General features: G+C 62.0%; 23 protein-coding genes. 20 read left to right on the top strand and 3 right to left on the bottom strand.

Features of this window, described 5'->3' with window-relative positions; translation table 11 throughout:
- Positions 1–421: 421 nt before the first annotated feature.
- Both NOX35_RS22645 and NOX35_RS22640 read right to left on the bottom strand, forming a co-directional pair.
- A complete protein-coding gene (locus NOX35_RS22645) occupies positions 422–1,222 on the bottom strand; it encodes an anti-sigma factor domain-containing protein (protein ID WP_256494809.1) in 801 nt (266 codons plus the stop codon).
- Positions 1,223–1,240: 18 nt separating this feature from the next.
- Positions 1,241–1,816, bottom strand: coding sequence for an RNA polymerase sigma factor (locus tag NOX35_RS22640; RefSeq protein ID WP_256494808.1), 576 nt, complete (start codon positions 1,814–1,816; stop codon positions 1,241–1,243).
- A gap of 235 nt (positions 1,817–2,051) precedes the next feature.
- Here NOX35_RS22640 and NOX35_RS22635 point away from each other — a divergent pair, with 235 nt between their 5' ends.
- The 12 genes from NOX35_RS22635 (at position 2,052) to NOX35_RS22580 (ending at position 17,505) form a co-directional block, all read left to right on the top strand.
- Positions 2,052–2,645, top strand: coding sequence for a ferritin-like domain-containing protein (locus tag NOX35_RS22635; RefSeq protein WP_256494807.1), 594 nt, complete (start codon positions 2,052–2,054; stop codon positions 2,643–2,645).
- A 70-nt stretch (positions 2,646–2,715) separates the two neighbouring features.
- The gene (locus NOX35_RS22630) at positions 2,716–3,270 is read left to right on the top strand and encodes a DUF3455 domain-containing protein (RefSeq protein ID WP_371878503.1); all 555 of its coding nucleotides are present in this window, start codon (positions 2,716–2,718) and stop codon (positions 3,268–3,270) included.
- A 230-nt stretch (positions 3,271–3,500) separates the two neighbouring features.
- Positions 3,501–4,889 (top strand): diguanylate cyclase, encoded by a 1,389-nt coding sequence (locus tag NOX35_RS22625; protein WP_182284510.1) that lies wholly within the window; start codon positions 3,501–3,503, stop codon positions 4,887–4,889.
- Positions 4,890–4,935: 46 nt separating this feature from the next.
- Positions 4,936–5,874, top strand: a complete 939-nt coding sequence (locus NOX35_RS22620; protein WP_256494805.1) for a hypothetical protein — start codon at positions 4,936–4,938, stop codon at positions 5,872–5,874.
- Between the two features lie 150 nt (positions 5,875–6,024).
- Positions 6,025–6,894: a carboxylating nicotinate-nucleotide diphosphorylase gene (gene nadC / locus NOX35_RS22615; protein ID WP_182284508.1), complete on the top strand. Its 870-nt coding sequence runs from the start codon at positions 6,025–6,027 to the stop codon at positions 6,892–6,894.
- A 103-nt stretch (positions 6,895–6,997) separates the two neighbouring features.
- Positions 6,998–7,996 (top strand): tripartite tricarboxylate transporter substrate binding protein, encoded by a 999-nt coding sequence (locus tag NOX35_RS22610; RefSeq protein WP_256494804.1) that lies wholly within the window; start codon positions 6,998–7,000, stop codon positions 7,994–7,996.
- A gap of 418 nt (positions 7,997–8,414) precedes the next feature.
- Positions 8,415–9,560, top strand: a complete 1,146-nt coding sequence (locus NOX35_RS22605; protein WP_256494803.1) for an efflux RND transporter periplasmic adaptor subunit — start codon at positions 8,415–8,417, stop codon at positions 9,558–9,560.
- Positions 9,557–12,724 (top strand): efflux RND transporter permease subunit, encoded by a 3,168-nt coding sequence (locus NOX35_RS22600; RefSeq protein ID WP_256494802.1) that lies wholly within the window; start codon positions 9,557–9,559, stop codon positions 12,722–12,724. The genes NOX35_RS22605 and NOX35_RS22600 overlap by 4 nt, the downstream gene beginning before the upstream one ends.
- Before the next feature lie 38 nt (positions 12,725–12,762).
- The gene (locus NOX35_RS22595; RefSeq protein ID WP_256494801.1) at positions 12,763–14,091 is read left to right on the top strand and encodes a TolC family protein; all 1,329 of its coding nucleotides are present in this window, start codon (positions 12,763–12,765) and stop codon (positions 14,089–14,091) included.
- A gap of 89 nt (positions 14,092–14,180) precedes the next feature.
- Complete coding sequence (locus NOX35_RS22590; protein ID WP_182287299.1) at positions 14,181–15,281, top strand: sensor histidine kinase; 1,101 nt, start codon at positions 14,181–14,183, stop codon at positions 15,279–15,281.
- Positions 15,274–15,894 carry a response regulator transcription factor gene (locus tag NOX35_RS22585; protein WP_256494800.1) on the top strand — a complete coding sequence of 207 codons (621 nt, stop codon included), beginning with the start codon at positions 15,274–15,276 and terminating at the stop codon, positions 15,892–15,894. Before NOX35_RS22590 ends, NOX35_RS22585 begins: the two co-directional genes overlap by 8 nt.
- A gap of 243 nt (positions 15,895–16,137) precedes the next feature.
- Complete coding sequence (locus tag NOX35_RS22580) at positions 16,138–17,505, top strand: carbohydrate porin (protein ID WP_256494799.1); 1,368 nt, start codon at positions 16,138–16,140, stop codon at positions 17,503–17,505.
- Between the two features lies 1 nt (position 17,506).
- Here the strand turns inward: NOX35_RS22580 and NOX35_RS22575 are convergent, their stop codons facing one another.
- On the bottom strand, positions 17,507–18,028 hold the full coding sequence (locus NOX35_RS22575) for a YqaA family protein (protein WP_256494798.1): 522 nt from the start codon (positions 18,026–18,028) through the stop codon (positions 17,507–17,509).
- Positions 18,029–18,275: 247 nt separating this feature from the next.
- On the opposite strand from NOX35_RS22575, the gene NOX35_RS22570 reads away from it, so the two are divergent.
- The 8 genes from NOX35_RS22570 (at position 18,276) to NOX35_RS22535 (ending at position 26,101) form a co-directional block, all read left to right on the top strand.
- Complete coding sequence (locus tag NOX35_RS22570) at positions 18,276–18,971, top strand: M15 family metallopeptidase (protein WP_256494797.1); 696 nt, start codon at positions 18,276–18,278, stop codon at positions 18,969–18,971.
- A 154-nt stretch (positions 18,972–19,125) separates the two neighbouring features.
- On the top strand, positions 19,126–20,190 hold the full coding sequence (gene dusB / locus NOX35_RS22565) for a tRNA dihydrouridine synthase DusB (protein ID WP_182284500.1): 1,065 nt from the start codon (positions 19,126–19,128) through the stop codon (positions 20,188–20,190).
- Positions 20,187–20,420 (top strand): Fis family transcriptional regulator, encoded by a 234-nt coding sequence (locus tag NOX35_RS22560; protein WP_003071135.1) that lies wholly within the window; start codon positions 20,187–20,189, stop codon positions 20,418–20,420. The genes dusB and NOX35_RS22560 overlap by 4 nt, the downstream gene beginning before the upstream one ends.
- 87 nt (positions 20,421–20,507) lie before the next feature.
- Positions 20,508–22,106, top strand: a complete 1,599-nt coding sequence (gene purH / locus NOX35_RS22555; protein WP_256494796.1) for a bifunctional phosphoribosylaminoimidazolecarboxamide formyltransferase/IMP cyclohydrolase — start codon at positions 20,508–20,510, stop codon at positions 22,104–22,106.
- 183 nt (positions 22,107–22,289) lie between these two features.
- Entirely contained in the window at positions 22,290–22,742 is a 453-nt protein-coding gene (locus NOX35_RS22550; protein WP_256494795.1) for a c-type cytochrome, read from the top strand.
- Positions 22,743–22,855: 113 nt separating this feature from the next.
- Positions 22,856–23,551, top strand: coding sequence for a hypothetical protein (locus NOX35_RS22545; protein ID WP_256494794.1), 696 nt, complete (start codon positions 22,856–22,858; stop codon positions 23,549–23,551).
- Positions 23,552–23,842: 291 nt separating this feature from the next.
- Positions 23,843–25,327 (top strand): amino acid permease, encoded by a 1,485-nt coding sequence (locus NOX35_RS22540; protein ID WP_256494793.1) that lies wholly within the window; start codon positions 23,843–23,845, stop codon positions 25,325–25,327.
- Between the two features lie 138 nt (positions 25,328–25,465).
- Entirely contained in the window at positions 25,466–26,101 is a 636-nt protein-coding gene (locus NOX35_RS22535) for a DNA-3-methyladenine glycosylase I (protein WP_256494792.1), read from the top strand.
- Positions 26,102–26,125: the final 24 nt, after the last annotated feature.

The raw sequence follows: 26,125 nt of genomic DNA, 5'->3' as shown, positions 1-26,125 counted from the left end.
TAGATTGTTCTGCAGGTACTGCGTCCGAAGCTGACGCAGTATCAAGCGCATTTGGTGCCTGCAATCTCAACGCTCGGGCCACCCTGGCCGTGCTGAGTTGTCACGAGGCTGCCGGAAGATGAGTTGATGCTGGCCTGAAGATCAGGGCTGTAGTCGCTACATCCATACAGGGCGGCCGCGTCAGCATGTCCTGACTGTGGTCATACAGAGCGATGTTGCAGCGTATGTTGCGCCTCCGAGAGGCCTGAAGGATGGCCGCGCATTTGCCAAGCATTTAGAAGCGCTCATTCGGGGAGCAGACTGATACACCGTGTTTGCAGCGGAAAGCAATCACAGGCCTCGTTACTTATGGCAGCCGTGGAGCCTCAATGGTTCTGGACAGCTCGGACACAGTTCGCTGCAGTGTCAATGGAGACGGGAATCAGAGATCTCGGCGAATGAGCGCGCCCTTGAACAGCACCGGACCAGTCGGCCCCGTTGAGCTGGGGACGCCGCCTTTGGGCTCCAGGCTGATGGCCAGGGCCGGGATTGCTTTCACGTCTGTCTCCTGCGCAGTGAGTTGCTCAAGCTTTCCATCACCCATGACCCCCAGGGAACGTGGCGCGCCCTGCTGAGGCAAGGCCCACAATTGAAGAGACTTGTTATCAGCCTCCTTGAAGCCGCTCACGCGTTGCAATACCAGTTGCTGGTGCCGGGGATCGAAGGTCACCAGCATGGACGCATCAGCCTTGCCATCGGCGAGCACCGCCACATATTGAATTTGGGGCGCCGCCTGCAATTCAGCCTGCGCCAGCTGGAGCCGAGTCTGTAACGCAGACAATTTCTGGTGCGATGCATCCCTGAGCCCTTGATGCGACCAAAGCCCCACCGAGATAGCCGCCACCGTGGCCAAACCGCCTGCCAGTGCCAGCCCACGCCACCACGCGAGTGTCGGCCATGCCGACTTCGATGCGGCTTCACGCTGTCGGGCCAACTTGGCTCTAGCTGTTTCGGCCTGCAGCAGGTTGGCAATGCGTGTCCAGACCACCGCATCGGGCTGTACCGGAGTCTGAACCTCGGAGAAGGCCGACCAGCGGCCTTGCCACAGCAAGGCTGCCGCACGCACCTGAGGATACTCGCGTGCCAGTTGCTCAAAGCGACGGCGTGCCCCTCCGTGCAAAGTTCCTAGTGAATAGGAGGCAGCCAGGCGGTCAAGTAATTCAGGGTTTTGGGTCAGATTCATGATGTCGACTCCTGGCACTCAGACGTGGCGCGCCATGCATTTGCGCAACTGTTCCAAGCTTCGGCGCATCCAAGTCTTGACGGTGCCCAGCGGCAGTTTCAGGCTGCTGGCCAGTTCGCTATGACTTAAATCATTCAGATAGGCCAGGCTCACCACCTGGCGCTGTGGCTGCTCCAGCTTTTCCAGACACTGGTGCAAGACCACGGCTTGTTCACTGGCCTCCACCAATTGCATTGGTCCTTGCGCGTCCTTGTCCTGGGGCAACTCCTCAAAGTCCTCAATCGGTACATTGAGATGCAGGCGCTCGGCTCTGCGCCGGCGCAAAAAGTCCAGGGCCCGACTGCGCACCAGCATGCCCATCCAGGCCAGGGGTGGGCTGAGTGAGTCCCGGTAGGCCCCCGCACTGCGCCAGATTCCCAGAAAGCTCTCTTGCAGCACATCCTCGGCCCACTCCTTGTTTCCGAGTATGCGCAAAGCTAGGCCATACAGACGCGAGGCGGTCTGGTCGTACAGCAGCTTGAGAGCAACCTCATCCCGGGCTGCTACGCGGTCGATCAAGTCCATCAGTTGGTTGTCCGGTGTTTGGGCGCTCATGCAGCCATTTTGATCAGTAGGACCTGCTTCATGTTGTGCTGTTGGATAACTGCCAAGGCATGTTGCAGTTCCTGGTAATCACCTATACGCAGCAACCCAGCCACTGGATTTGGACAACGCGCGAAATGGCTGAAAAAATTTTCAGAAACTTGAATCCACCGCGCCAAAGGATGCGTATTCCAAGTGTCGGACATCGCAAAGGCCGACAGATCCCCACATCCAATTAGGAGTCATCATGAGCATCCATCTGTTTGAAGGCCATGCCTCGCCCAGGGCCTCGCGTCGCGGATTTCTTGGCGCCACCGGCACTTTGTCAGCCGTGGCGGTCGCCATGCTGGCAGGCAACGAGGCCCTGGCCCAAGGCATGAGCAATGATCCAGCCAAGGATGTATCCATCCTCAATGTGGCCCTGGGACTGGAGCATGAGGCCATCAACGCCTACCAGTTGGGTGCCGGCAGCGGGCTGCTGCAAAAGCCCGTTCTGGATGTGGCCGTGTTGTTCCAGAGCCACCACAAGGCCCACCGTGACGCGTTGATTGCAACCATCCAGAAGATGGGCGGAAAGCCGGTGGCCGAGGCCTCGATGCAGACCTATGCCGACTCTCTCAAGGCCGCAACCCTCAAGAGTCAGGCCGACGTGCTCAATCTGGCCGCACGACTGGAGCTTGGCGCGACCAATGCCTATCTGGGCGTCATTCCAGCTTTCGAAAACCGTGACCTGGCCAAGGTCGCAGGACGCCTGGCCGCCGATGAAACCATGCACTACACGGCCCTGATCTCGGCTCTCGGCCGCCCCTTGCCAGGCAATGCCTTGTCATTTGGCGGCTGACTTGGCGAAGCCCCGAGTACCGGGCGGTCGAGCCCAATGCATTTTTTTCACTTTGTTTGAGGGAATCATCATGACGCACCGACACACACTTTCGCTAACCGCTCTGTGCCTATCCGCGCTTGGCCTGAGCGCTTGCTCATCCATGGGCTCTCACTCCATGTATTCACAAGCCGAACTTCCGGTTTCCGTGCAAGTGCCCGCCGGACACAAAGTGGCCATGGAGACCGTGGGTGTTGGCCAGATCACCTATGAGTGTCGGGCCAAGAAGGACATGGCAGCCGAACACGAATGGGTGTTTGTAGGTCCTGATGCCAAGCTGCAAACGCGAAGCGGCACGGTTATCGGCAAATACTGGGGGCCGCCAGCGACTTGGGAGAACAACGACGGCTCAAAGGTCACTGCCACGCAGCTTGCCGTGGCTCCTGCCGGAGCGGGCAATATCCCGCTGCAGCTGGTCAAGGCCAATCCTGCCACCGGAATGGGAGCCATGCAGGGGGTGACCTATATCCAGCGTGTGGCAACCAAGGGGGGCGTCGCGCCGAGCATGGCCTGCGGAGCTGCGAATCTGGGCAGCAAGCAGATCGTGCAGTATCAGGCCGACTATATTTTCTGGAAAGCGGTCTGACAGAGAGTCCAGTGGCGCACCTTCCCAGTCAGAGGCCGGGACGTTGCGCCTTTTTTCAGCTTGGAGCACGAGATGCTTGGGCTTTGATTCCGGTTTATGGCTTGGTGCCTGCACAGCCGAGGGTAGCTCGGCGTGGACAAGCTGAGATGCTGATGTTTTTGGTATACGCAAGTGACGCAAAGTAACGAATAATGAGACTTCACGACTGCAAGCGCGCTCGAGGTTCAAACATGATTCGTGCCAATGCCATTGCAAAGCGAACGATCACCGGCCAGTTGCTGGAGATCGCCATGGCTCAGTCCTTTTGCGCAGTGATGATTACCGATGCCAGGCTGGGTGGAGAGGGACCTGTCATCGAGTACTGCAATGCAGCGATGTGCGATATGACCGGATACACCGAAGCAGAGCTTCTGGGTCGCTCGCCGCGCATGTTCCAGGGGCCGCTGACGGATCAACTGGTGTTGCAGCGCTTGCATGAGTCTTTGGAGCAAGGCCTGCCATTTCAGGGCAGTGTGGTGAATTACCGCAAGGACGGCTGCACCTACCACGTGGAGTGGAATATTTCCCCCGTGCGTGATGAGAAGGGCGTCATTCGGCATTTTGTGGCGGTGCAGCGCGATATTTCGGAGCGTGTGCAAGCCGAGCAAGAGCGCGCGCTGCTCGCCAGGGCATTGAATGCGACCAATGACGGCATCTTGATCACGGATCGCGACTCCACCATCGTCTTTGTCAACCAGGCTTTTGAAGTTCTCACGGGCTATAGCGCGGCGGAACTGCTGGGTCAGCCCACCGAGATGCTGCGCTCGGGCCTGCATGAGCCGGAGTTCTATGCCCAGTTGCAGGAAGCATTGAGTCTTGGCCACAATTTTCGCGCCACCTTCATCAACCGTCACAAAAGCGGCGGCGTGTACTACGCCGAGCAAAGCATTGCAGCTCTGCGCGACGAGTCAGGGGAGATCAGCCACTATGTGGGGGCATCCAAGGACATCAGCCGCATGGTGCAGCGAGAGATGGAGTTGCGCGAGCGCGCAAACCGCGACAAGCTGACGGGCCTGCTCAACCGCCATGCAGGCGAGACCGAGCTCAAGCGCAACCAGCTCCAGGCTCAGAATCAGTTGCGGCCTTATGGCGTGATATTGGGCGATATCGATCTTTTCAAGCGGGTCAACGACCGTTTTGGCCATGTTGCCGGAGATCGCGTGCTCAAGATGGTGGCGCAGGTGCTTTCCGGCAAGGTTCGGCGCTATGACCATGCCGTGCGCTGGGGCGGGGAGGAGTTCCTAATCATCCTCTCGGATGCCAGCCTCGGTGTGGCCGCAGGATTGGCAGAGCGCATTCGCTGTGCCGTGGCGGAATGCGCCGATCCCGAGGTGGGGCGTTTCACCATTTCTTTAGGGGTTGGGCTCTGGGAGCCAGGCGAAACCGAGGATGATCTGCTCAAGCGCGCAGATGCGGCGCTCTACAGGGCCAAGCATAGGGGGCGCAATCAGGTGGCCATCGCCACGGGGTCGATGAACATGCCTTTGGTGCAAGCGCCCGAATTGCTGGCGCAGGGCGATTCCTTGACCTTTTCGGGGAAGAGTCCGGATAAGCCTTGGACAGGGGCCGCCTCACCGTAGAATTTGCTCTTCCTCCCTGTCCTCGTCTTCATAGCTTTTGAGTGGTTTGAACAATTCCGAACTGCATTCCGTGCAGGCCGATCTGGTGGCAGTGCTGGTTGCCGTCACGGGTGGCCAGCCCCGTATCCTGACCACCGGGTCCGGGCGAGCCTTGCCTGCCGGGCCTTTTACCAGCAACCACCGCTCGCTGCAGGCCAGCTTGCGTGCCTGGGTGGAGAAACAGACCCACCATCCTCTGGGCTTTGTGGAGCAGCTCTACACCTTCGCAGACCGGGAGCGCTCGCAGCAGCTGGGCATGCATGTCATCTCCATCAGCTATCTGGCGCTGACTCAGGAACTGGATGAGGTCGGCGCCGCACAGCCGGGCTGGCAGGACTGGTATCGCTACTTCCCATGGGAGGACTGGCGCGACGGTATGCCCGGCGTGATTGCCGAGCGCATTGCGCCAGCGCTGCATGCATGGAGTGACGCTGCTTCAGATAGTGTAGCCAGAAGCGCACGATGGCAAAGAGCTTCAATGACTTTTGGTCTGGATGAGCACGAATGGAACGAGGAACTGGTTCTGCAGCGCTACGAGCTGCTGTTTGAGGCAGCTGTGGTGCCCGAAGCCTGGGGCGAGGGTGATGAAGCACGCGCAGCCGAATTGCTGCCCGGTGCCGCGATGAGTAATGATCACCGTCGCATTCTGGCTACCGGTATGGCCCGTTTGCGCGCCAAGATCAAATATCGGCCCGTGGTGTTTGAACTGATGCCCGAGGAATTCTCGCTGCTGCAGTTGCAACAGACGGTGGAGGCGTTGGCGGGGCGCGGCTTGCACAAGCAGAACTTCCGGCGCCTGATCGAGCAGCAGGCGCTGGTTGAGGAAACCGGCCAGATGACGGCCGTAGGTGCGGGCCGCCCGGCCAAGCTGTTCCGCTTCCGGCGCAATGTAATGCTGGAGCGCGCCATAGCTGGCAACAAGCTGCCGCTGGCAAGAAGTCATTAGCCCCTGACGCACTCTTTGGATGCAGGACTTTTTTCACTGTGGGGGCGGCTTGACTTAAATAATGCTCAGATTTAGCATAAGTCGGTTTGCGTAAGGCCTGAAAGCGATCTGGAAGTCTTTGCGCTTTTTGTTGAACTAAAAATACTCAAAATGAGCATTAATAAAATTGCAGCCTTGCCCGTTCCTCCCCTGCCCGATGTAATGCTGGAGCCGCTGGTACGCATGGCCTTGCTGGAAGATCTGGGACGCGCCGCAGACTTGACCACCGACACCATTGTTCCCGCAGATGCAGCGGGCGAGCTGCGTCTGGTGGCTAGGCAGGATGGCATCTTGGCCGGACTTGATCTGGCTCGTCTGGCCTTTGTGCTGATGGATGCACACATGGAGTTTGACGTTCGCTGCGCAGACGGCACGCTGCTGCAGCCAGGCATGGAGATTGCCCGCATTCGCGGTAAAAGCCGAGCCATTCTCACGGCCGAGCGTACGGCGCTCAACTACCTTTGCCATCTCAGCGGCGTGGCCAGCGCCACGCATTCGATTGCCCAGGCCATCAAGCCCTTTGGCACCCGGGTGACCTGCACGCGCAAGACCATGCCGGGCCTGCGAGCCTTGCAGAAGTACGCCGTGCGTGTCGGTGGCGGCAGCAACCACCGTTTTGGCCTGGACGATGCCGTACTCATCAAGGACAACCACATTGCACTGGCCGGCGATGTTGCCACGGCTGTGGGGCGTGCTCGTGCCGGCGTGGGTCATATGGTCAAGATCGAGCTGGAAGTGGATACGCTGGCCCAGTTGGATGTGGCGCTGCAACTGGGCGTGGATGTGGTGCTGCTGGACAATATGAACCTGGATGATTTGCGCACTGCGGTCGGCATGTGCAAGGGCCGGGCCATTACCGAAGCCTCGGGGCGTATTACCCCCGAAACCGCACCCGCAGTGGCTGCCACGGGCGTGGACCAGATTGCCGTGGGCTGGCTCACGCACAGCGCGCGCGTACTCGATATAGGGCTTGACGCCTGATGGCCTGCCCCCTGAGCGGCTTTGCCGCTTCCCTCCATGAGAGGACGACAGCCTCGTGGGACGGCGGCACTTGCTTGCGGCCCCTTGCTTGGGGCGTGTACTGATGAAGGCCATGCTGAAGAAGTACCGCAGCTGGGCGGTACCGGTTGCTGCATCGCTGGCGGTGACGGCTGCGGGAATCTGGCATGCCTGCGCTGGCTCGGCGGTAGTCCGTTTTGAAAAGCCCATCACCATCGTTGTGACCTTTCCGCCTGGGGGCGGCACGGACCTGCTGGCGCGCCGCCTGGGCGCTGCCATGCAGCAGCGCTTGGGCCAATCCGTAGTGGTGGAGAACCGGCCAGGCGCCAGCGGCAATATCGGTGCGAGCGCTGTGGCCGAGGCAGCACCCGACGGCGCCACGCTGCTGATGGTCAACAGCTCGTTTGCCATCAACCCCGGTGTCTACCGGCATCTGGACTTCGACCCGCGCCGGGACTTCAAGGCTGTATTCAACGTCGGCAGCATCGCTTCGGTGCTGGTGGTGCCCAGCCAAAGCAGCGTGCGCAATCTGTACGATGCGCTGGCTGGAGCGACCATTGGCCAGCCTTTGTCCTTTGCCTCCTGCGGCAACGGCACGCCCCAGCACATGGCGGGCGAGATGCTGGCCCAGGCCGCCCATGCAAACCTCCAGCATGTGCCCTACAAGGGTTGCGGCCCGGCCATCACTGCAGTAGCCGCAACACAGCTACCTGTGGCCGTGGTCACGGCCAGCAGTGCCGCGCCCCTGATAGCTGCAGGCCGCGTGCGGGCCATCGCTGTCACGGCACCGGCCCGCGTCGCTTCCCTGCCCGATGTCCCCACGATGGCCGAGCAGGGCCTGGCTGGTTTTGCCGTAGAGCAGTGGCATGGCTTGCTGGCGCCGGCTGCCACGCCGGAGCCTGTGATCGCCCGTCTGCACCAGGTGCTGACGCAGATACTGGCCGAGCCCGAGATGCTGCAGGCGCTGCGCGAGCAGGGCTATACGCCGGCCGGGGAGTCCGCTGCCCAGTTCGGCAAGCTCATCGCCGCCGATATCGAGCGCTATGCGGCCGTGACCGCGCAGCTCGGGCTCACGGTTGATTGAGTGCAGGCCGACGCCAGACGCCCATGTTCGTGACGGGCCACCTGCAAAGGTGGCCTGTTCTGTTTCAGGCATATGACGGGTTCGCTATACGAAGGTATAGCTGGGACCAACCAAAAGCCAAGCCTCTCTTCCCAAGGCAGGCTCGCTTTGTCGACTGGCGGGTTTGATAATCAAAGGCGGGGATCAGGGCTCCAGACCCTGGCGCCACGGCGGCATGCTTTGCCGCCCATCGCATGGAGAAGTTCCCCCTTGGATGCCCATTCCTTGACGGCGCTATGGCGCGCGGCTTCCCCATGCTCTCCCGCTTCTCTGTCCTGCTGCAAAGCTGCTTCTGCATTCAAGAAGTTGCAAGGGCGAGACAGGATCAATCCTGGGCCGGGACCTGCCCTGGCCATATCGATGCCACTGTTTGCTGCTTATGAAACAAGTCCTGAACTCCTGCAGTCCCGTGGGGGCTGTCTGCCTGCTGTTGTGTCTGGCGCTCGCTGCCTGCAATGGCGACAAGCAGACGCCGGCCGCTGCTGCCGATAGCCAGACTGCGCTGTACCGCGAAGGCAATCTGGTCGTGGTGCCGTCGCAATCTCCCGTGCTGGCGCAGCTGAAGCTGGCACAAGCCACCCAGGAGCAGGTCCAAACCCTGATCTCGGCGCCGGCGAATATCGAGGCCGAGCCTGAAAAGATGGTCAAGATCACGCCTCCGGTCGCGGGCCGGCTGGTGCGTCTGCATCGACAGCTTGGCGACCCGGTCAAGGTCGGCGAGGCCTTGATCACCATGGACTCCTCCGACATCTCGGTCGCTCGGGCGGACAATGCCAAGGCCCAGTCCGCGCTGCTGCTGGCGCGTCAGGAGTTCGATCGCCAGAAGCTGCTGTTTGATGCCGAGATCGCGGCGCGCAAGGATTACGAGGCCGCGCAGCAGGCGCTGGCCGCAGCCAGCGCCGATGCGCGCGCTGCGACCGACCGCCTGGCTCAGCTTGGCGCCGATGTGCAGGCCAGCTCGCGGGGCAGCTATGTGATCAAGTCGCCGATCAGCGGACGCGTGGTGGAAATGGCGGGCTCGCAGGGCGGCTATTGGAATGACGTGAATGCCTCGGTGATGACCGTGGCCGATCTCAGCAAGGTCTGGCTCAGCGCCAGCGTGCCCGAGCGCGACCTGGCCCATGTGGACGTGGGCCAGGAGGCGCATATCGCGCTGACCGCCTATCCCGACCTCAGGCTCGAAGGCCGTGTGCAATACGTGGGTGAGATCGTTGATGCCGCCACGCGCAGCGTCAAGGTGCGTGTGGCCGTGGACAACCGCGAAGGGCGGTTGCGCCCGGGAATGTTTGCGCGCGTGAGCTTTGACGGACCGGGTCGTGACGCCCTCATGGTGCCGACCACGGCGCTGCTCCAGGGCAATGTGAGCTCACGGATTTTCGTAGACAAGGGGCGCACGGACAAGGGCGCCCTCTTTGAGCCACGCGACGTGCAGGTCGGCGCGCAGCAGGATGGCAAGGTGGAGATCCGCTCGGGCCTGGCGTCCGGCGAGCGCATCGTCGTCAACGGTGGAGTGCTGCTGCAATGATCGAGCGCATCGTCAATCTCAGTTTTGCACGTCGCGGCGTGGTGTGGCTGATCTTCATCTTTGCGGCCCTGTATGGCGGGTTCAGCTGGAAGCAGCTGCCGCTCGAGGCCTATCCCGATATCGCCGATGTGACCTCGCAGATCGTCACCCAGGTGCCGGGTCTGGCGGCCGAGGAAATCGAGCAGCAGATCACGATTCCGCTGGAGCGTGCGCTGCTGGCCACACCGGCCATGCATGTACTGCGTTCGCGCAGCCTGTTCGGCCTGTCGCTGATCACCGTGGTGTTCGAGGACGGGGTCGACGGCTACTGGGCGCGCCAGCGCCTCAAGGAGCGCATGGACGAGGTCGATCTTCCCTATGGCGCGCGCGCTGCGCTCGACCCCTACAGCTCACCCACGGGCGAGGTTTACCGCTATACGCTGGAAAGCCCCACTCACAGCCTGCGCGAGTTGTCCGAGCTGCAGCAGTGGGTGGTGATTCCGCGCCTCAAGAAAGCACAGTCCGTGGTGGATGTGACGAATTTCGGCGGCCTGACCACGCAGTTCATGCTCGAACTCGACCCCGCGCACCTGCTGCAGTACGGGCTGACCCTGTCCCAGGTGATTGAGGCCCTCAATGCCAACAACGCCAGCGGCGGCGGCAGCGTCATAGACCGTGGTGAAGTCTCCTATGTGGTGCGCGGCGTGGGCCTGCTGAGATCGCTCGACGACATGGGCAATGTGGTGGTCAAGACCTCGGACAACGGCACGCCGATTCTGGTCAAGGACCTGGGGCGCCTGACCTATGGCAACGTGGAGCGCCGCGGCATTCTGGGCAAGGACGACAACTCCGACACGCTGGAAGGCATCGTGCTGCTGCTCAAGGACGCGAACCCTTCCAAGGCGCTGGAAGGCATCCATGCTGCGGTGAAGGAGCTCAACGAGAAGCTGCTTCCACCCGACGTCAAGGTCGTGCCCTATCTGGACCGCACCACGCTGATCGAGCGCACCACGCATACCGTGGGCAAGACTCTGGCCGAAGGCATGATCGTCGTGACTCTGGTGCTGCTGCTGTTCCTCGGCAGCCCGCGCGCGGCGCTGATCGTGGCGTTGACGATTCCCATGGCGCTGCTGCTGGCCTTTGTGTTCATGCATCACGCCAAGATTCCGGCAAATCTGCTGTCGCTGGGAGCCATAGATTTCGGTATTTTGGTCGATGGTGCTGTGGTCGTGGTCGAGAACATTCTGCGCCGCCGCGAGGCCCAGGAGGACAAGCCCTTGACGCCGCGCGACGCCATCTCGGCCACGCTGCAGGTGGCGCGCCCCATCTTCTTCGGCATGTGCGTGATCGCAGCCGCCTATCTGCCGCTGTTCGGTTTCGAGCGCATCGAGTACAAGCTGTTCTCGCCCATGGCCAGTGCCGTTGGGGCGGCACTGGTGGGGGCGCTGGCCGTGGCACTGCTGCTCACGCCGGGCCTGGCCTGGCTGGCCTTTCGCCGTCCGCGCAAGATCTTCCACAACCCCGTGCTCAGCTTTCTGGGCGAGCGCTATGACCGCTTTCTCGGCGTCGCCGTGGGGCAGATGCGCTGGCTGGTGGGGGCCGTAGCGGCGGCGTTGGTGGCGCTGGTGCTGCTGGCCGGCACCATAGGCCGCGACTTCCTGCCCTATCTGGACGAAGGCTCGATCTGGCTGCAAGTGCAGATGCCTCCCGGCATCACGCTGGACAAAGCCCGCGACATGGCCGACGAGCTGCGCCGGGCCACTCTGCAGTTCCCCGAGGTGTCCTATATCGTGACCCAGACCGGCCGCAACGACGACGGCACCGACTACTGGACGCCTTCGCACATCGAGGCCAGCGTGGGCCTGCATCCCTACGACCAATGGAAGTCGGGCCTGAACAAGCAGCAACTGATCGCCAAGATGGCCGAACGCTTCGAGCAGATGCCCGGCTATACCGTGGGCTTCATGCAGCCCATGATCGACGGCGTGCAGGACAAGCTCTCGGGTGCGCACAGCGATCTGACCGTGAAGGTCTACGGCCAGGACCTGAACGAGGACCGGCGCGTGGCAGACGAGATGGTGGGCATTCTGTCCAAGGTGCCCGGTGCGGCCGACGTGGCCGTGGACATCGAGCCGCCGCTGCCCAATCTGCGCATAGACCTGGACCGTGCGGCTGCCGCGCGCTACGGCATCAACGCGGCCGATGTTGCCCAGCTGATCTCCACGGGCGTGGGCGGGGCCTCCATAGGCCAGCTCTATGTGGGTGAACGCAGCTACGACATGACGGTGCGCTTCGCGCCCGGTACTCGCAGCAGCCCCGAAGCCATAGGTGCGCTGCGTCTGGCCGCTGCCAACGGTGCCCATGTGCCGTTGGCCGATGTGGCGCGCATCAGCACCACGGTGGGTCAGAGCGTGATCGTGCGCGAGGGCGGCGAGCGCCACATCCTGGTCAAGCTCAATGTGCGCGGCCGTGATCTAGCAGGCTTCCTCAAGGATGCGCATGAGGCTCTCGATGCCCGGCTCCAGTACGACCACCAGAAGATCCATATCGAGTGGGGCGGCCAGTTCGAGAACCTGCAGCGTGCCGAGGCACGGCTGCTGGTCATCCTGCCACTGACGCTGGGCATCATGCTGGTGCTGCTGTTTGGCGAGTTCGGCAATCTGCGCCAGCCGCTGCTGGTGCTGGGCGTGGTGCCGCTGGCCATGATCGGCGGCTTTGCCGGGCTGCATCTGCGCGGCATGATGCTCAATGTTTCGAGTGCCGTGGGCTTCATTGCGCTGTTCGGTGTGGCCGTGCTGTCGGGCGTGCTGATGGTTTCGCAGATCAACCGGCTGCGTCGCGAGGACGGTCTGGAGTTGCGCGAGGCCGTGCTCGAGGGGGCATCTAGCCGTATGCGCCCGGTGCTTATGACGGCCACGGTGGCGGCCTTCGGTCTCATGCCGGCCATGCTTGCTACGGGCCTGGGCAGCGATGTGCAGCGGCCGCTGGCCACCGTGGTGGTCTGCGGGCTGGCCAGCGCCACCCTGCTTACCCTGCTGCTTCTGCCCAATCTCTATTACGTGATCGAGCTGCGTGCCCAGCGTGCGCTTGAGCGCAAGCGCCGGCGGGCGGCCGAGCGCGGGGAACTCGGCGACGAGGATGCAGCCCCCGTTGCCACCGCCACTGCGGAGCGCATGGCCCCCTGAGCTCGGGTTCACGCAATATCTACAAACTTGGATGCACCATGCAATTTCCCTTTCTTTCCCTCAAGCGCCTGGCTCTGCTGCTGGTGGCGCTGGGCCTGGGTGGCACGGCATTGGCCCAGGCCGCGGCGCAGCCTGCCGCCGCCGCCGGGCTGCACTTCAGCGACTACCTGAGCGCTGTCGAGCAGCACAGCCTGGACCTGCAATCCCAGCAACAGAACGTGGTGTCAGCCCGGGCTGGCGTCGGCATCGCGGGCATACGACCCGATCCCCAGCTCTCGCTGGGAGCTGCGCGCGAGCAGGTCAATAGCGGCCTGCCGCGCCCGCAGAACCGGACCTATGAACTCAGCATGGAGCTGGAGACCGGCGGCAAGCGCTCGGCTCGCATTCGCGCTGCACGCAGCCAGGTGCGGCTGGCCGAGGCGGAGGTCGAGGGATTCCGCACCCAGCTGTTCTCCGATGCGGCCCAGGACTTCACACAGGCCTGCCGCGATCGCCAGGCGCTTGAGCGCAAGGAGCAGACGCTCAATGCTCTGTCCGATGTAGTCAAGGCCAACGAGGTGCGACGCAAGGCCGGCGACGTCGGCACCGTTGAGTGGCGGCAGTCTCGCGTGGAGCGCGACCAGTTCCAGGCCGACGTGACGCAGGCACGGGCCGATGCCCAGACCTCACGTCTGGCCCTGAGCGTGCCGCTGGGGCGCAAGCTCTCGGAGGTCTTCGGCTCCGAGGATCTGCAATGCGATTTCCAGCCCTTTGCGAACGACAAGAACATTGACGCCCTGGTGGTCCAGGCCCTGCAGGTGCGCAGTGATGTGCGCGTGGCCCAGGCCATGCTGGACAATGCGCGCGACAATGCAGGCCTGGCCCAGGCCAACCGCTGGGTCAATCCCACGCTGGCCGTGGGATTGACCGCCATACCAGCCACGTCTGCGGGTGTGGATGCCAAAGGCAATGTCTTCGATGCGAACAACCGCTCGCGCATGTTGTCGGTCTCGGTGAGCATGCCCATCCCGTTCTCGCGCCTGAACCGCGGTGAGGTGCTGCAGGCCGAGGCCATCGTGACCCAGGCCATGCTGGGGCTGCAGCAGTCGCAACACAAGGCCGAGGCTGATGTGCGCTCCGCCTACTTCCGTTTCGCGGCGGCGCAGGAGAATGTGGAGCGCTATCGCAGCAATGTGCTGGCGGATGCGCAGCGCGTGCTCGAGAGCATCCGACTGTCCTACCGTCACGGCCAGGCTTCATTGCTGGAGCTGCTGTCGGCCCAGCGCTCGGCCGATGATGCCTACCTCGGCTATCTGCAGGCCGATGCTGATCTGGCCAAGGCCACGGTCGATCTGCAACTGAGCATAGGCCAGCGGCCCGCGCTGTGATAAGTGGAGTAGGCGGGCGGGGCTGGCGTGCGCGCATCTTGAGCCACAATCAACGGGTCTTTCACGCCCTGAGCTCCGCCCTGCATGCCATGACAGCCAAACCGCAACGCTTCCTGCATCTGCGCCGGGCCCTGATCCTGACCGGCATGGCAGCGACCATGGCAGCCATCTTCGCGCTGGATACGCTGACCGAGTACGCGGTGGCCGCCGCCGTGTTCCACACGGCCGTCATCCTCGTGGCGGTGCGCTGGTTCAGCCCGCGCCTGGTGATAGGCACCACGGTGCTGTGCATAGCGCTCACCCTGGCCAGCTTTGCGCTGACGCCGGCTGGCGCCTACCGCACCGGACTCATCAACACGGGCATCAGCATCCTGGCCATCGTCATCACGGCCTATCTGGGCCTGAAGATGGTGGCCGCCCAGAATGCGGCCCACGCAGCACAGACCCAGCTGCTGCGCATCACTCAGGCCACCAGCCTGGGACAGGTGACGGCCTCGATCGCCCATGAGGTCAACCAGCCGCTGGCTGCCATCGTCACCAGCGGCAATGCCTGCCAGCGTTGGCTGGCTCAGCAGCCACCGAATCTCGAAAAAGCCGGCCAGGCGCTGGAGCGCATCCTGGGTGATGCGCGGCGCGCCAGCGAGGTCATTGCGCGTATCCGCTCCATGGCGCGCGGCGAGGCACCGAGCAAGCAGAAGTTCGATCTCAACGAGGCAGTGCGCGAGATGGTGAATCTGTCGGGCGCGGACCTGAACCAGCGCGCCATTGCCATGGACCTGCAACTGGCGCCGGGTCTGGCGCCGGCCTGGTGCGACCGAGTGCAGTTTTTGCAGGTGCTGGGCAATCTGCTGCTCAACGCCATGGACGCCATGCAGGACACGCCGGCCGTGCAGCGGCGCATTGCCGTGGCTACCCAGGCCTTGGGCCAGCAGTTGGTGCTGACAGTCACCGATGCGGGAGTGGGGCTATCGCCGCTGGCCAAAAGCCATTTGTTCGATGCCTTCTGGAGCACCAAGCGTGAGGGCATGGGTCTGGGGCTGAACATCAGTCGCCACATGGCCGAGGCCAATGGTGGCCGCATCTGGGCCACGGACCGCGAGGACGGGCACAGCGGCGCCGTGTTCCATGTGACCATCGCGGCTTTCGTCGCATCGGGTGATCCCGTATCAGGAGGACACAAGCTTGGCTGAGCTCGAAACCGTGTATGTGATCGATGACGACGCCTCGGTGCGCGCGGCCATCGAGGATTTGCTTCTCTCCGTGGGTCTGGCCGTGTCTGCCTTCGGTGCGACGCGCGACTTTCTCGCCCATCTGGAGCTGAGCCCGCCCGAGGGGCCGGCCTGCCTTGTGCTGGACATTCGCATGCCGGGCCAGAGCGGCATGGAGTTCAGGCGCCAGATGCTGGAGCAGGGACTGCGTTTTCCTACCATCTTCATCACCGGCCATGGCGATATTCCCATGAGCGTGGAGGCCATGAAGACCGGGGCCATAGAGTTTCTGACCAAGCCGTTTCGTGATCAGGATCTGCTGGATGCCATACAGCAAGGTATTGCCCTTGATCGCCAGCGTCGTGCGCAGGATGGGCATTTGCTGGAGTTGCGTTCGCGTTGGAACTCGCTGTCCAGTGGGGAGCAGTCGGTGTTGATTGGCGTGGTGCGAGGCCTGCTCAACAAGCAGATCGCGGGAGAGCTGGATGTCAGCGAAATCACCATCAAAGTCAGGCGATCTCAAGCCATGCGCAAGATGGAAGCTGGCTCGGTTGCCGAGCTGGTGCGCATGCTGGAGAAGCTGGGCATCCGCTGATGGTAGCCGCATGGTTGGCCTGCCGGGCTGGCACTTCGCAGGCGCAGCAGGCGTCGCGGGTGCCTGTACGGCGAACGTAAAAATTGTTCGTGTCGGTTTCCATGTGCAGATTGCGCATGAATTTTCTGGAGCGTGTGCGGGTTTGCCAGTTCACAATGGCGGGCTCGCCAGGAGCGGTCAATGCGTCAGCAAAGAACATTCAATAACAAAATGGGTTTCGGCAAGCTTTGCACGGGCAGTTTGATGTCCTTGTGCATGATATGGGGGCCGACTGCTCATGCGCAGCAGAGTGCAGAGCCAGTCCATGCAGGCAGTGAAGCAGCCTCTGCAACAGCATCAGCAGCTGATGCGGGTGGGGGAAACACAGAGCCTGAGAAGTGGAATGCCAAGTTCCAGGCCACCTATGTCTGGCAGCGCAAGCCGTCCTTTTCTGCACCCTATACCGGCGAGAAAAGCTTGTTGCCAGGGCGCGAGCGCAGCTACTCCTTCACGACCACTGCATCTCTCGGATACCGTCCATGGGCCGGAGGGGAGGTCTATCTTGATCTGGAAGGCGCGCAGGGCATTCCTCTGTCGGGACTGGCAGGCCTGGGTGGCTTTACCAATGGGGAACTGGCCAAGACTTCGGGAGCAAGGTTGAAGCTCTATCGCGCCCGTGCATTCTTGCGCCAGACCTGGAGTCATGGCGGTGAGCAAGAGGCGGTGGAGTCAGAGGCAAGGCAGTTGGCGGGCACGGTGGACAAGCGTCGTACTGTGCTCACGGTGGGCAATCTGGCGGTCATCGATATCTTTGACGACAACCGCTACAGCCATGATCCGCGCACGCAGTTCATGAACTGGTCGCTGATGACTCAAGGCGCGTTTGACTATGCCGCCGATGCCAGAGGTTACAGCTGGGGAGCGGTGCTGGAGTGGTTTCACGACGACTGGGAGGTGCGCTTCGGTCGCTTCATCCAGCCCAAGGAGCCCAACGGCCAGCCGCTGGACTATCGAATTTTCAAACACTACGGCGATCAGCTGGAAGTAGCCCACGCACACACGCTGGCGGGCCAGCCGGGCAAGTTGCGTGCTTTGGTCTTCCGCAACCATGCCGTGATGACGCGCTATGACGATGCACTCAGCCTGGCGGCGCAGACCGGGGCGGTGCCGGATCTGAATGTTGCGCGCTACGGTGCCAGAAGCAAGCACGGCTTCGGCATCAACCTGGAGCAGGCGCTGAGTGAGGACGTGGGTCTTTTTGCCCGTGGCAGCTGGGCCGATGGCAAGACGGAAATCTATGCCTTCACGGAAATCGACCGCTCTCTTTCTGCGGGTCTGCTGATCCAGGGGCGCAGATGGGGACGGGCGAACGATACGCTGGGCATAGGCGTGGCGCGCAATTTCCTCTCGTCCACACACCGCCAGTATCAGGCAGAGGGCGGGGTGGGGCCGTTCATTGGGGATGGGCGTCTGAACTACAAGCCCGAGAATATTCTCGAGATGTTCTACAGCGTGGGGATCGGCAAACAATCCAGCATCAGCTTTGACTGGCAGCATATCCGTAACCCTGCATACAACGCGGACCGTGGGCCCGTCAACGCACTGGCTGTGCGTTTGCACACCGAGTTCTGATCTAGAAAAACCGCAGGATGATCTGGTGCAGGCCTGCCGTCATCAAGGTATAGCGCAGGAATTTTCCAACTGCCATATAGGCGACGCAAGGCCAGAAAGGCAGGCGCACCCAGCCGGCGACCGCGCATAGCGGGTCGCCGACGACGGGCAGCCAGCTCAGCAGGCAGGCCTTGGCGCCGTATTTGCGCAGCCAGTAACGGGCGACGCGGTTCCAGCGTGACTTGTGGTGCATGTTCTGGGGCGGCGGCTCTCCATGTCGGCGCAGCTTTTTGGCCTTGTTCCAGGCCTGTTTGGCGGCCAGTCCCATCCACCAGCTGATGGCCCCACCCAGCGTGTTGCCAGTCGTCGCGACCACAATGGCGGGCCAGAACAGATCGGGGTTGGCTGAGACCAGTGCGGCCACCACCGGCTCAGAGCCCAGCGGCAGCAGGGTGGCAGAGACCAGGGCCACGACAAACACGGTGCTAAGGCCCAGCTCCGGCAGGGCCAGCCATTGCAGCAACTGATGTATCCACGCTTCCATAGGGCGGCTAGTTTAGGCGGGTCGCTCAATTCCCTGAACTTTGCATCCTGTCATTTCTCGGTCATCAGCCTGATTGCAGGCTGTTGATATATGGTTTCTTATTCAAATGCGTACACGGGTGTTATCCGGTAACGCCAGATCAATGGGAGTAGGAATGGCTTTCAGCCCTCTAAAAAAAATGATGCGATCGAGTCAGGCAGCAGGCCTGGCGGTCGTTTTGCTTTTGATAGCTGGTTGCGCACCGAACATGAAGACCATCGTGCCGTTTGATGCCAAACCAGCGGTCACGGCGGCTGCCGATCTGGTGCCGCTGGCGACGCTGGCGCCCGGCATCAAGCAGGACATGCGCTATGTCTCCAAGCACAACTTCATGGGCCGCCCCGTGGCTGGCTATGAAGCCGGGGTTTGCTGGCTCAGCCGCGTGGCCGCCGAATCTCTGGCAACTGTTCAAAAGGAACTGGCAGGACAGGGTCTGGCTCTGAAGGTCTATGACTGTTACCGACCCCAGGCGGCCGTCGACGACTTTGTGCGCTGGGGGCGCGATATGGCCGATCAGAAAAACAAGGATATGTATTACCCGCGCGTGCCCAAGAGCGAGCTCTTCAAGCGTGGCTACATCGCCGAGAAATCGGGTCACAGCCGTGCCAGCACCGTGGACATGACGCTGCTGGTGGTGGATGCCAAGCGCGCCAGAAAGCTGGTGCGCGGGCCGTTGGCCGACGGAATCGAAGTGGACATGGGCACGCCCTTCGATCTGTTTGACGAGCAGTCGCATACCGACAATGCCCAGCAATCGCCGGATGTGCAGCACAACCGCCGCTGGCTGCGCAGCCTGATGCAGCGCAACGGATGGAAGAACCTGCCAGAGGAGTGGTGGCATTACACGCTGGTCAGCGAGCCCTATCCCGAGCAGTACTTTGATATGCCGGTGCGTAAAAACTGAGACGCCGGTGGTGCATTGCTCGATAGTGACTCGCCTCACAGGGTGATGCATGGAGTTTGGTTTTGCTGAAAATTTGAGCAGGTATAATTGTTCCCTCTTTTCCAGCGCCCGGTCTGTGTCAGACATTACCTGCCGCAGAAACCAAATTCTCTCCATGCCCGCCCTGCACATTGGTCATATTCCATTGGCAAATCGTCTGTTTGTCGCTCCCATGGCGGGTGTGACGGACCGGCCGTTTCGCCAGCTGTGCAAGGCACTGGGAGCCGGTTATGCGGTCAGCGAGATGGTGACCAGCCGCAAGGACTTGTGGAACAGTCTCAAGACCAGTCGCCGTGCCAACCATGAAGGCGAGCCTGGGCCGATTTCGGTCCAGATTGCCGGCACCGAAGCGCTCATGATGGCCGAGGCTGCCATCTACAACATCGAGCGCGGCGCGCAGATCATCGACATCAACATGGGCTGCCCGGCCAAGAAGGTCTGCAACAAATGGGCGGGCTCCGCCCTGATGCAGAACGAGCCGCTGGCCGTGGAGATTGCCCAGGCCGTGGTGGAGGCCGCACGTCCTTACAACGTGCCAGTCACCCTGAAGATGCGCACCGGCTGGTGCGATACGCACAAGAACGCAGTTCTGCTGGCGCGCCAGTTTGAAGATGTCGGCATCCAGATGCTGACCGTGCACGGCCGCACGCGCGAGCAAGGCTACAAGGGCTTTGCCGAGTACGACACGATTGCGGCCGTCAAGCAGGCCGTCAAAGTGCCTGTGGTGGCCAATGGCGATGTCAACAGCCCCGAAAAGGCCCGCGATGTGCTGGCCTATACGGGGGCAGACGCCATCATGGTCGGCCGTGCAGCTCAGGGCAGACCGTGGATCTTTCGCGAGATCGCGCACTTTCTGGCCACCGGAGAGCATCTGGCTCCCCCCCTGGTGGCCGAGCTGCGTCGTCTGCTGCTCGAACATTTGCAAGATCACTACAGCCTGTATGGCGAGGGAGTCGGCGTGCGCAGCGCCCGCAAGCATATTGCGTGGTATCTGCGAGCTCTGCCGGGCGGGGAAGAGTTCAGAAAACACATCAACACTATTGAGGACTGTGCGGTGCAATGGCAGGCCGTGGCCGACTATCTGGATGCCCTGGGGCAGCAGATGGAGCGGATCCCGGCGGCCACGGCCGCTGCTGAAGCAAGCAGCGAGCTGGACGAACCGGCAGAAATGGCTGCATGAGCAATCAGAATTTAGAACAAGTCGTTCGCGATAGCCTGGAGGGCTATTTCCGCGATCTCGAGGGCGAAACACCGGCCAATGTCTACGACATGGTGATTCGTCTTGTCGAAAAACCGCTGCTGGAAGTGGTGATGGGCCAGGCCGACAACAACCAGTCGCGCGCCGCCGAATGGCTGGGCCTGAATCGCAACACCCTGCGCAAAAAGCTGGTCGATCACGAGTTGCTCTGAACGACGATGCTACTGAATCCATAGCTGCAAGCGCTTGATATATCTGCACTTTCAGCTTGTTTTTATCCAAACTTTGAATTGACGCCCATGAAAGCTCTGATCTCCGTCTCTGACAAGACCGGTATCGTCGAATTTGCGCAAGCCCTGCACGCCCTGGGCGTGCAACTGCTGTCCACCGGTGGCACCGCCAAGCTGCTGGCAGGCGTGGGCCTGCCCGTGACCGAAGTGGCCGAAGTCACCAAGTTCCCCGAGATGCTGGACGGCCGCGTCAAGACCTTGCACCCCATGGTGCACGGTGGTCTGCTGGCTCGCCGCGAACTGCCCGAGCACATGGCTGCCTTGAAGGAACATGGCATCGAGACCATCGACCTGCTGGTGGTCAATCTCTACCCCTTCGAAGCTACCGTGGCCAAGGCTGGCTGCACGCTGGCCGACGCCATCGAGAACATCGATATCGGCGGCCCCGCCATGGTGCGTTCCGCTGCCAAGAACTGGAAAGACGTGGGCGTTCTGACCGCCGCCGACCAGTACGAAACCGTTCTGGCCGAACTCAAGGCGAACGGCAAGCTGTCCGACAAGCTGCGTTTTGCGTTGTCCGTGGCAGCCTTCAACCGCATTGCCCAGTACGACGGTGCGATCAGCGACTACCTGTCCTCGGTCAAGTTCGAAGACGAAAAGCTCAGCGAAGAATACGTGCCCGAGCGCGCCCTGTTCGGCGGCCAGTCCAACGGCCATTTCATCAAGGTGCAGGATCTGCGCTACGGTGAAAACAGCCACCAGCAAGCCGCCTGGTACCGCGATCTGTACCCCGCTCCCGGCTCGCTGGCCACGGGCGTGCAGCTGCAGGGCAAGGAGCTGAGCTACAACAATATCGCCGATGCCGATGCGGCCTGGGAATGCGTCAAGAGCTTTGACACCCCTGCCTGCGTGATCGTCAAGCACGCCAACCCTTGCGGCGTGGCCGTGGGTGCCAACGCCTTCGAAGCCTACTCCAAGGCCTTCCAGACTGACCCCACCAGCGCCTTCGGCGGCATCATCGCCTTCAACCGCGCTGTGGACAAGGCCGCTGCCGAAGCCGTGTCCAAGCAGTTCGTCGAAGTGCTGATGGCTCCCGAGTTCAGCGCCGAAGCCCTGGAAATCTTCAAGGCCAAGGTCAATGTGCGCCTGATGAAGATCGCTCTGCCCGCCGGCGGCGCAACCGACTGGGACAACGGCCGCAACGCCATCGAGTCCAAGCGCATCGGCTCGGGCCTGCTGCTGCAGACCTCGGACAACCATGAGCTCAAGCTGGCCGACCTCAAGGTCGTGACCGTCAAGCAGCCTACCCCCGAAGAGCTTCAGGACCTGCTGTTCGCCTGGAACGTGGCCAAGTTCGTCAAGTCCAATGCCATCGTCTTCTGCAAGAACGGCATGACCATGGGCGTGGGCGCAGGTCAGATGTCGCGCCTGGATTCGGCCCGCATCGCCTCCATCAAGGCCGAAGCCGCCAAGCTGTCGCTGCAGAACACCGTCGTGGCGTCGGATGCCTTCTTCCCCTTCCGTGACGGTCTGGATGTGGTGGTCGATGCGGGCGCTACCTGCGTGGCCCAGCCTGGCGGCTCCATGCGCGACCAGGAAGTGATCGATGCGGCCAATGAGCGTGGCGTGGCCATGGTCTTCACCGGCGTGCGCCATTTCAGGCACTGATTGCTCTCCCTGAGGCGCTATCGCGCCTTCCCCCTCTCTCGATGCTTGGCATCGGGAGGGGGACGACAGCCTCGCTGCGAGGCGGCTCTTGCTCGCTGTCCCTTTGATAGGACATGTCTGTTGGGGTGATGTGCTCAATGGCTGGCGTCTGCCGGCCATACTTTTTTGCGAATCTGCTTTGGTATGACTGATCCTATCGACGACGAAGAAAACTATCCGCCCAGGCCGCGCTGGATTGGCTGGCTGATCGGGCTGGTCATGCTGGCGTCGGCCCTGGGCGTGGCCAATATTGGCTGGCGCATCATGCGGGTCAGCACGGCCGAGAAGGCGGCGGATGCGCTGGTGGCTGCCAAGCCCGAGCTGGCGGCGGCCCGAAAGCTGGTGGAGGGCGCAGATTGCATGCGCTGCCATGGTCTGGACCGCAAATTTGTGGGCCCGGGATTTACGGAGATCGCACAGAAGTACGGCTCGCAACTCGATGCCCAGAGCTATCTGGCGGCCAAGATTCGCAGCGGTAGTGTGGGTGTCTGGGGCAATGTGATCATGCCGCGCCACCCGCAAATCAGTGAGGCCGATTCTCTGCAGATGGCCCTTTGGGTGCTGTCGGCTCAGGCGCCATCGGCTGAGGCTCGATAAGCCGGGTCGCTGAGATCCGGCGTGAATTCAAGGGCTGCTAGCGCTTTGCGCTGGTGGCCTTTTTTGCTTTGCAGCCTGCGCACGGTGGCCGGCCTTGCTTTCATAATCGTCACATGAGAAAACCCGCGCCCGCACCTGTGCTGAGTCAAACCGATCAAGCCTTGCACAGGCCTGTGCATGACCTGGCCCGTCAGCGTGGCTTTGTCTTCTGGGCCATCTGGGTGAACATCGCCACTTACGCGATCTATCCCACGGCCAACTGGCTGGCCAGCCTGCGCGATCAGCGCTATGACTTCATCACGCGCTGGGATGCCATGATTCCGCTGGTGCCGGAATTCATCTTTGTCTATTTCTCGTTCTTCCCGTTTCTGGCCCTGCCGTTCTGGCTGGTGGGGCAGCCCGGCACGGCGGCGCTGGGCAAGCGCCAGGTGTTGGGTACGCTGATCTGCGGTCTGATCTTTGTGCTGTTCCCGGCAAATCTGGCCTTCGAGCGCGCGATTCCCGAATTCGAGCCCTATCGCAGCATTTTTGCGACCATGTTCTTGGTGGACAAGCCGCACAATCTGCTGCCCTCTTTGCACATCGTCTACACGGCGCTGACCTGTCTGGCCATCTACCAGGCGCAATGGCATCGTGGTCGCAGGGGGCTGTGTCTGCTGATTGCGCTATGGAGCGCGGCCATCTGCGCCTCAACCATGCTGGTGCATCAGCACCATGTGCTGGATGTGGTCACGGCGCTGATGCTGGTGCCGGTGCTCTGCCTGCTGATTCGCCCGGCCGATGTGCCGCCACAGCCTCCGCGTATCTGAGCCGGGCAGGATCGCTCTGCCTCGGGTCTTTTTGAATCCTGCGTCAGTGCTCGCTTGCATGCAGGACTGCAGCGCGATTTTTGAGCGCGGTGCAGGCTTCGTGAAGCGCGGGCCTGACTAGTCTGTTTTGAGATGGGTGTGCAGCCAGGCCTGCACAAAACATGCAGATAGACTGGTGATGCTGCAGGGAATCTGCGCGTCATCGGTGAAATCCCTAGGATGCCTTTTTGACCAAAAGGACCGGGCCGAAGACGCCGCGCCAAAAGCGTGGCTAAGAGCCCGGGGATATGCATGCAGTGGCTGAAAACAAAAACAATTGAACAGGCGCTGGCCGATTCCGACGAGCCGGGCCGACAGCTCCAGCGCACGCTGGGCGTTTTCGATCTGATGATTCTGGGCCTGGCCGTGGCCGTGGGCGCAGGGATTTTCTCGGTGGGGGCACGCGCAGCCGGCAGCTTTGCCGGGCCGGCCGTGATTTTCTCCTTCATTCTGGCGGCCGCGACCTGTGCGCTTGCCATCATGTGCTATGCCGAGTTCGCCTCCACCGTGCCCGTCACGGGCAGCGCCTATACCTATACCTATCTGACGCTGGGCGAGGGCCTGGCCTGGATCATTGGCTGGAATCTTCTGCTGGAGATGATCTCGGCCGCTGCCGTGCTGGCCAAGTACTGGGGTATCTATCTGTCGGCCGTGTTCTCCACGGCAGGACTGGAGATTGCGCAGAGCGTCGAGATCGGCGGCTTCCCGCTGAACTGGGGACCGTTCTTCATCGTGGCCGTGTTCACGGCCTTGCTGATTGCGGGCACCCAGGTCTCGGCCAAGGTCAACAACCTGTTCACCGTCATCAAGCTGGCGATCACCGTGTTTGTGATCGTCGTCGGCTTCACCTATATGAACACCGACAACTTCAGGCCTTTTGTGCCCAGCGCACAGCTGCCCGTGGTGGCCCATCGCGTAAGCGGTGACCAGTGGGGGCAGCCCATGCTGGCCTGGTTGTTCGGTGCCGAGCCCAGCCAGTACGGCTGGCTGGGCGTGATCTCGGGCGCATCGCTGGTGTTCTTCGCCTTCCTGGGCTTTGATGTGGTGGCAACCTCGGCCGAAGAGGTCAAGGACCCGCAGCGCACGCTGCCACGCGGCATTCTCGGCGGGCTGGTGCTGGTGACTGTGCTCTACATCCTGGTCACGCTGGCGCTGACCGGCATGGTTCCCTATACGGCACTGGCCAGGGCCGAGAACCCGTCGCTGGCCACTGCATTCATTGCCGTGGGCGCCGGCTGGGCGGCGCAGGTCATCTCGGTGGGGGTGCTGATCGGCATGACCACCGTGGTCATGGTGCTGCTGATGGGCAGCTCGCGCGTGTTGCTGGCCTTGTGCCGCGACGGCCTGCTGCCGCGCAGCTGGGGCGTGACATCGGCCAGGCGCAAGACGCCGGTTCGCCTGCAACTGGCTGTGGGCGTGATCGTGGCGCTGCTGGCAGGATTTACCAAGGTGGAGCTGCTGGAGGAGATGATCAACATCGGCACGCTGTCGGCCTTTGTGCTGGTCAGCATCGGCGTGCTGGTGCTGCGCAAGAAGCGTCCCGACGCCGGAGCCGGCTACCGCGTACCTTTTGTGCCTGTGCTGCCAGTGCTCTCGGCCCTGCTGTGCTTTTATCTGATGCTGAATCTGACCACGCTGACCTGGTTGCGCTTTCTTGGCTGGATGGCGCTGGGTGCGGTGATCTATATGGCCTATGGCATGCGTCATTCGCGCCTGGCCCAGGCAGATAAAAAGTGAGCTGTTAGCGCTTTATATTCATCGATTTCAATATGTTTTATCTCTGAAATCGTTTGATATCAGGCGTCAGAAGCTATCAAAACAAAAGCCCTGCAGAGAGCGTTCTGCAGGGCTTTTGCATTGGTTAGAGTGCTGGGCATGAGTACCGAACCCACCGAGACCACGCCGACCCGCTCCCCCACCCAGTCCGCCGAAGATGGCCAGCAGCGCTGCCGCTGGTGTCTGGCCACGCCGGGCTATGTGCACTATCACGACCGCGAATGGGGATTTCCGGTGGACAGCGACCAGCGCCTGTTCGAGAAACTCTGTCTGGAAGGCTTTCAGTCCGGCCTGAGCTGGCTGACCATTCTCAACAAGCGCGAGAACTTTCGCGCGGCCTTTGCGGGTTTCGATTTCCATCGCGTGGCGCAGTTTGGCGAGGCCGATGTACAGCGCCTGCTGCAGGACGCGGGCATCGTGCGCCACCGCGGCAAGATCGAAGCCGTGATCAACAACGCCCGGCGGGCCATCGAAATGGTCCAGGCCGAAGGCTCGCTGGCCGCGTTCTTCTGGCGCTATCAGCCGGCTGTGCCATCGACAGGCACGACCATTCAGGCCCAGACGCCGGAGTCGCAAACCCTGTCCAAGGAGCTCAAGAAGCGCGGCTGGAAGTTTGTCGGGCCGACCACCATGTATGCGCTGATGCAGGCCATGGGCATGGTCAACGACCATGCGCCGGGCTGCATCACCAGAGCTGAAGTGGAGCGCGCCAGAGCCGCTTTTCAGCGACCCTGAGGGCGGGCTTGTCCCGCCTTGCGG

The sequence above is a fragment of the Comamonas sp. C11 genome, assembly GCF_024496285.1.
Classification (GTDB): domain Bacteria; phylum Pseudomonadota; class Gammaproteobacteria; order Burkholderiales; family Burkholderiaceae_C; genus Comamonas; species Comamonas testosteroni_F.
Note: the sequence above shows the minus strand (reverse complement) of the source record. Positions and strands in the feature narration are given on the sequence as shown.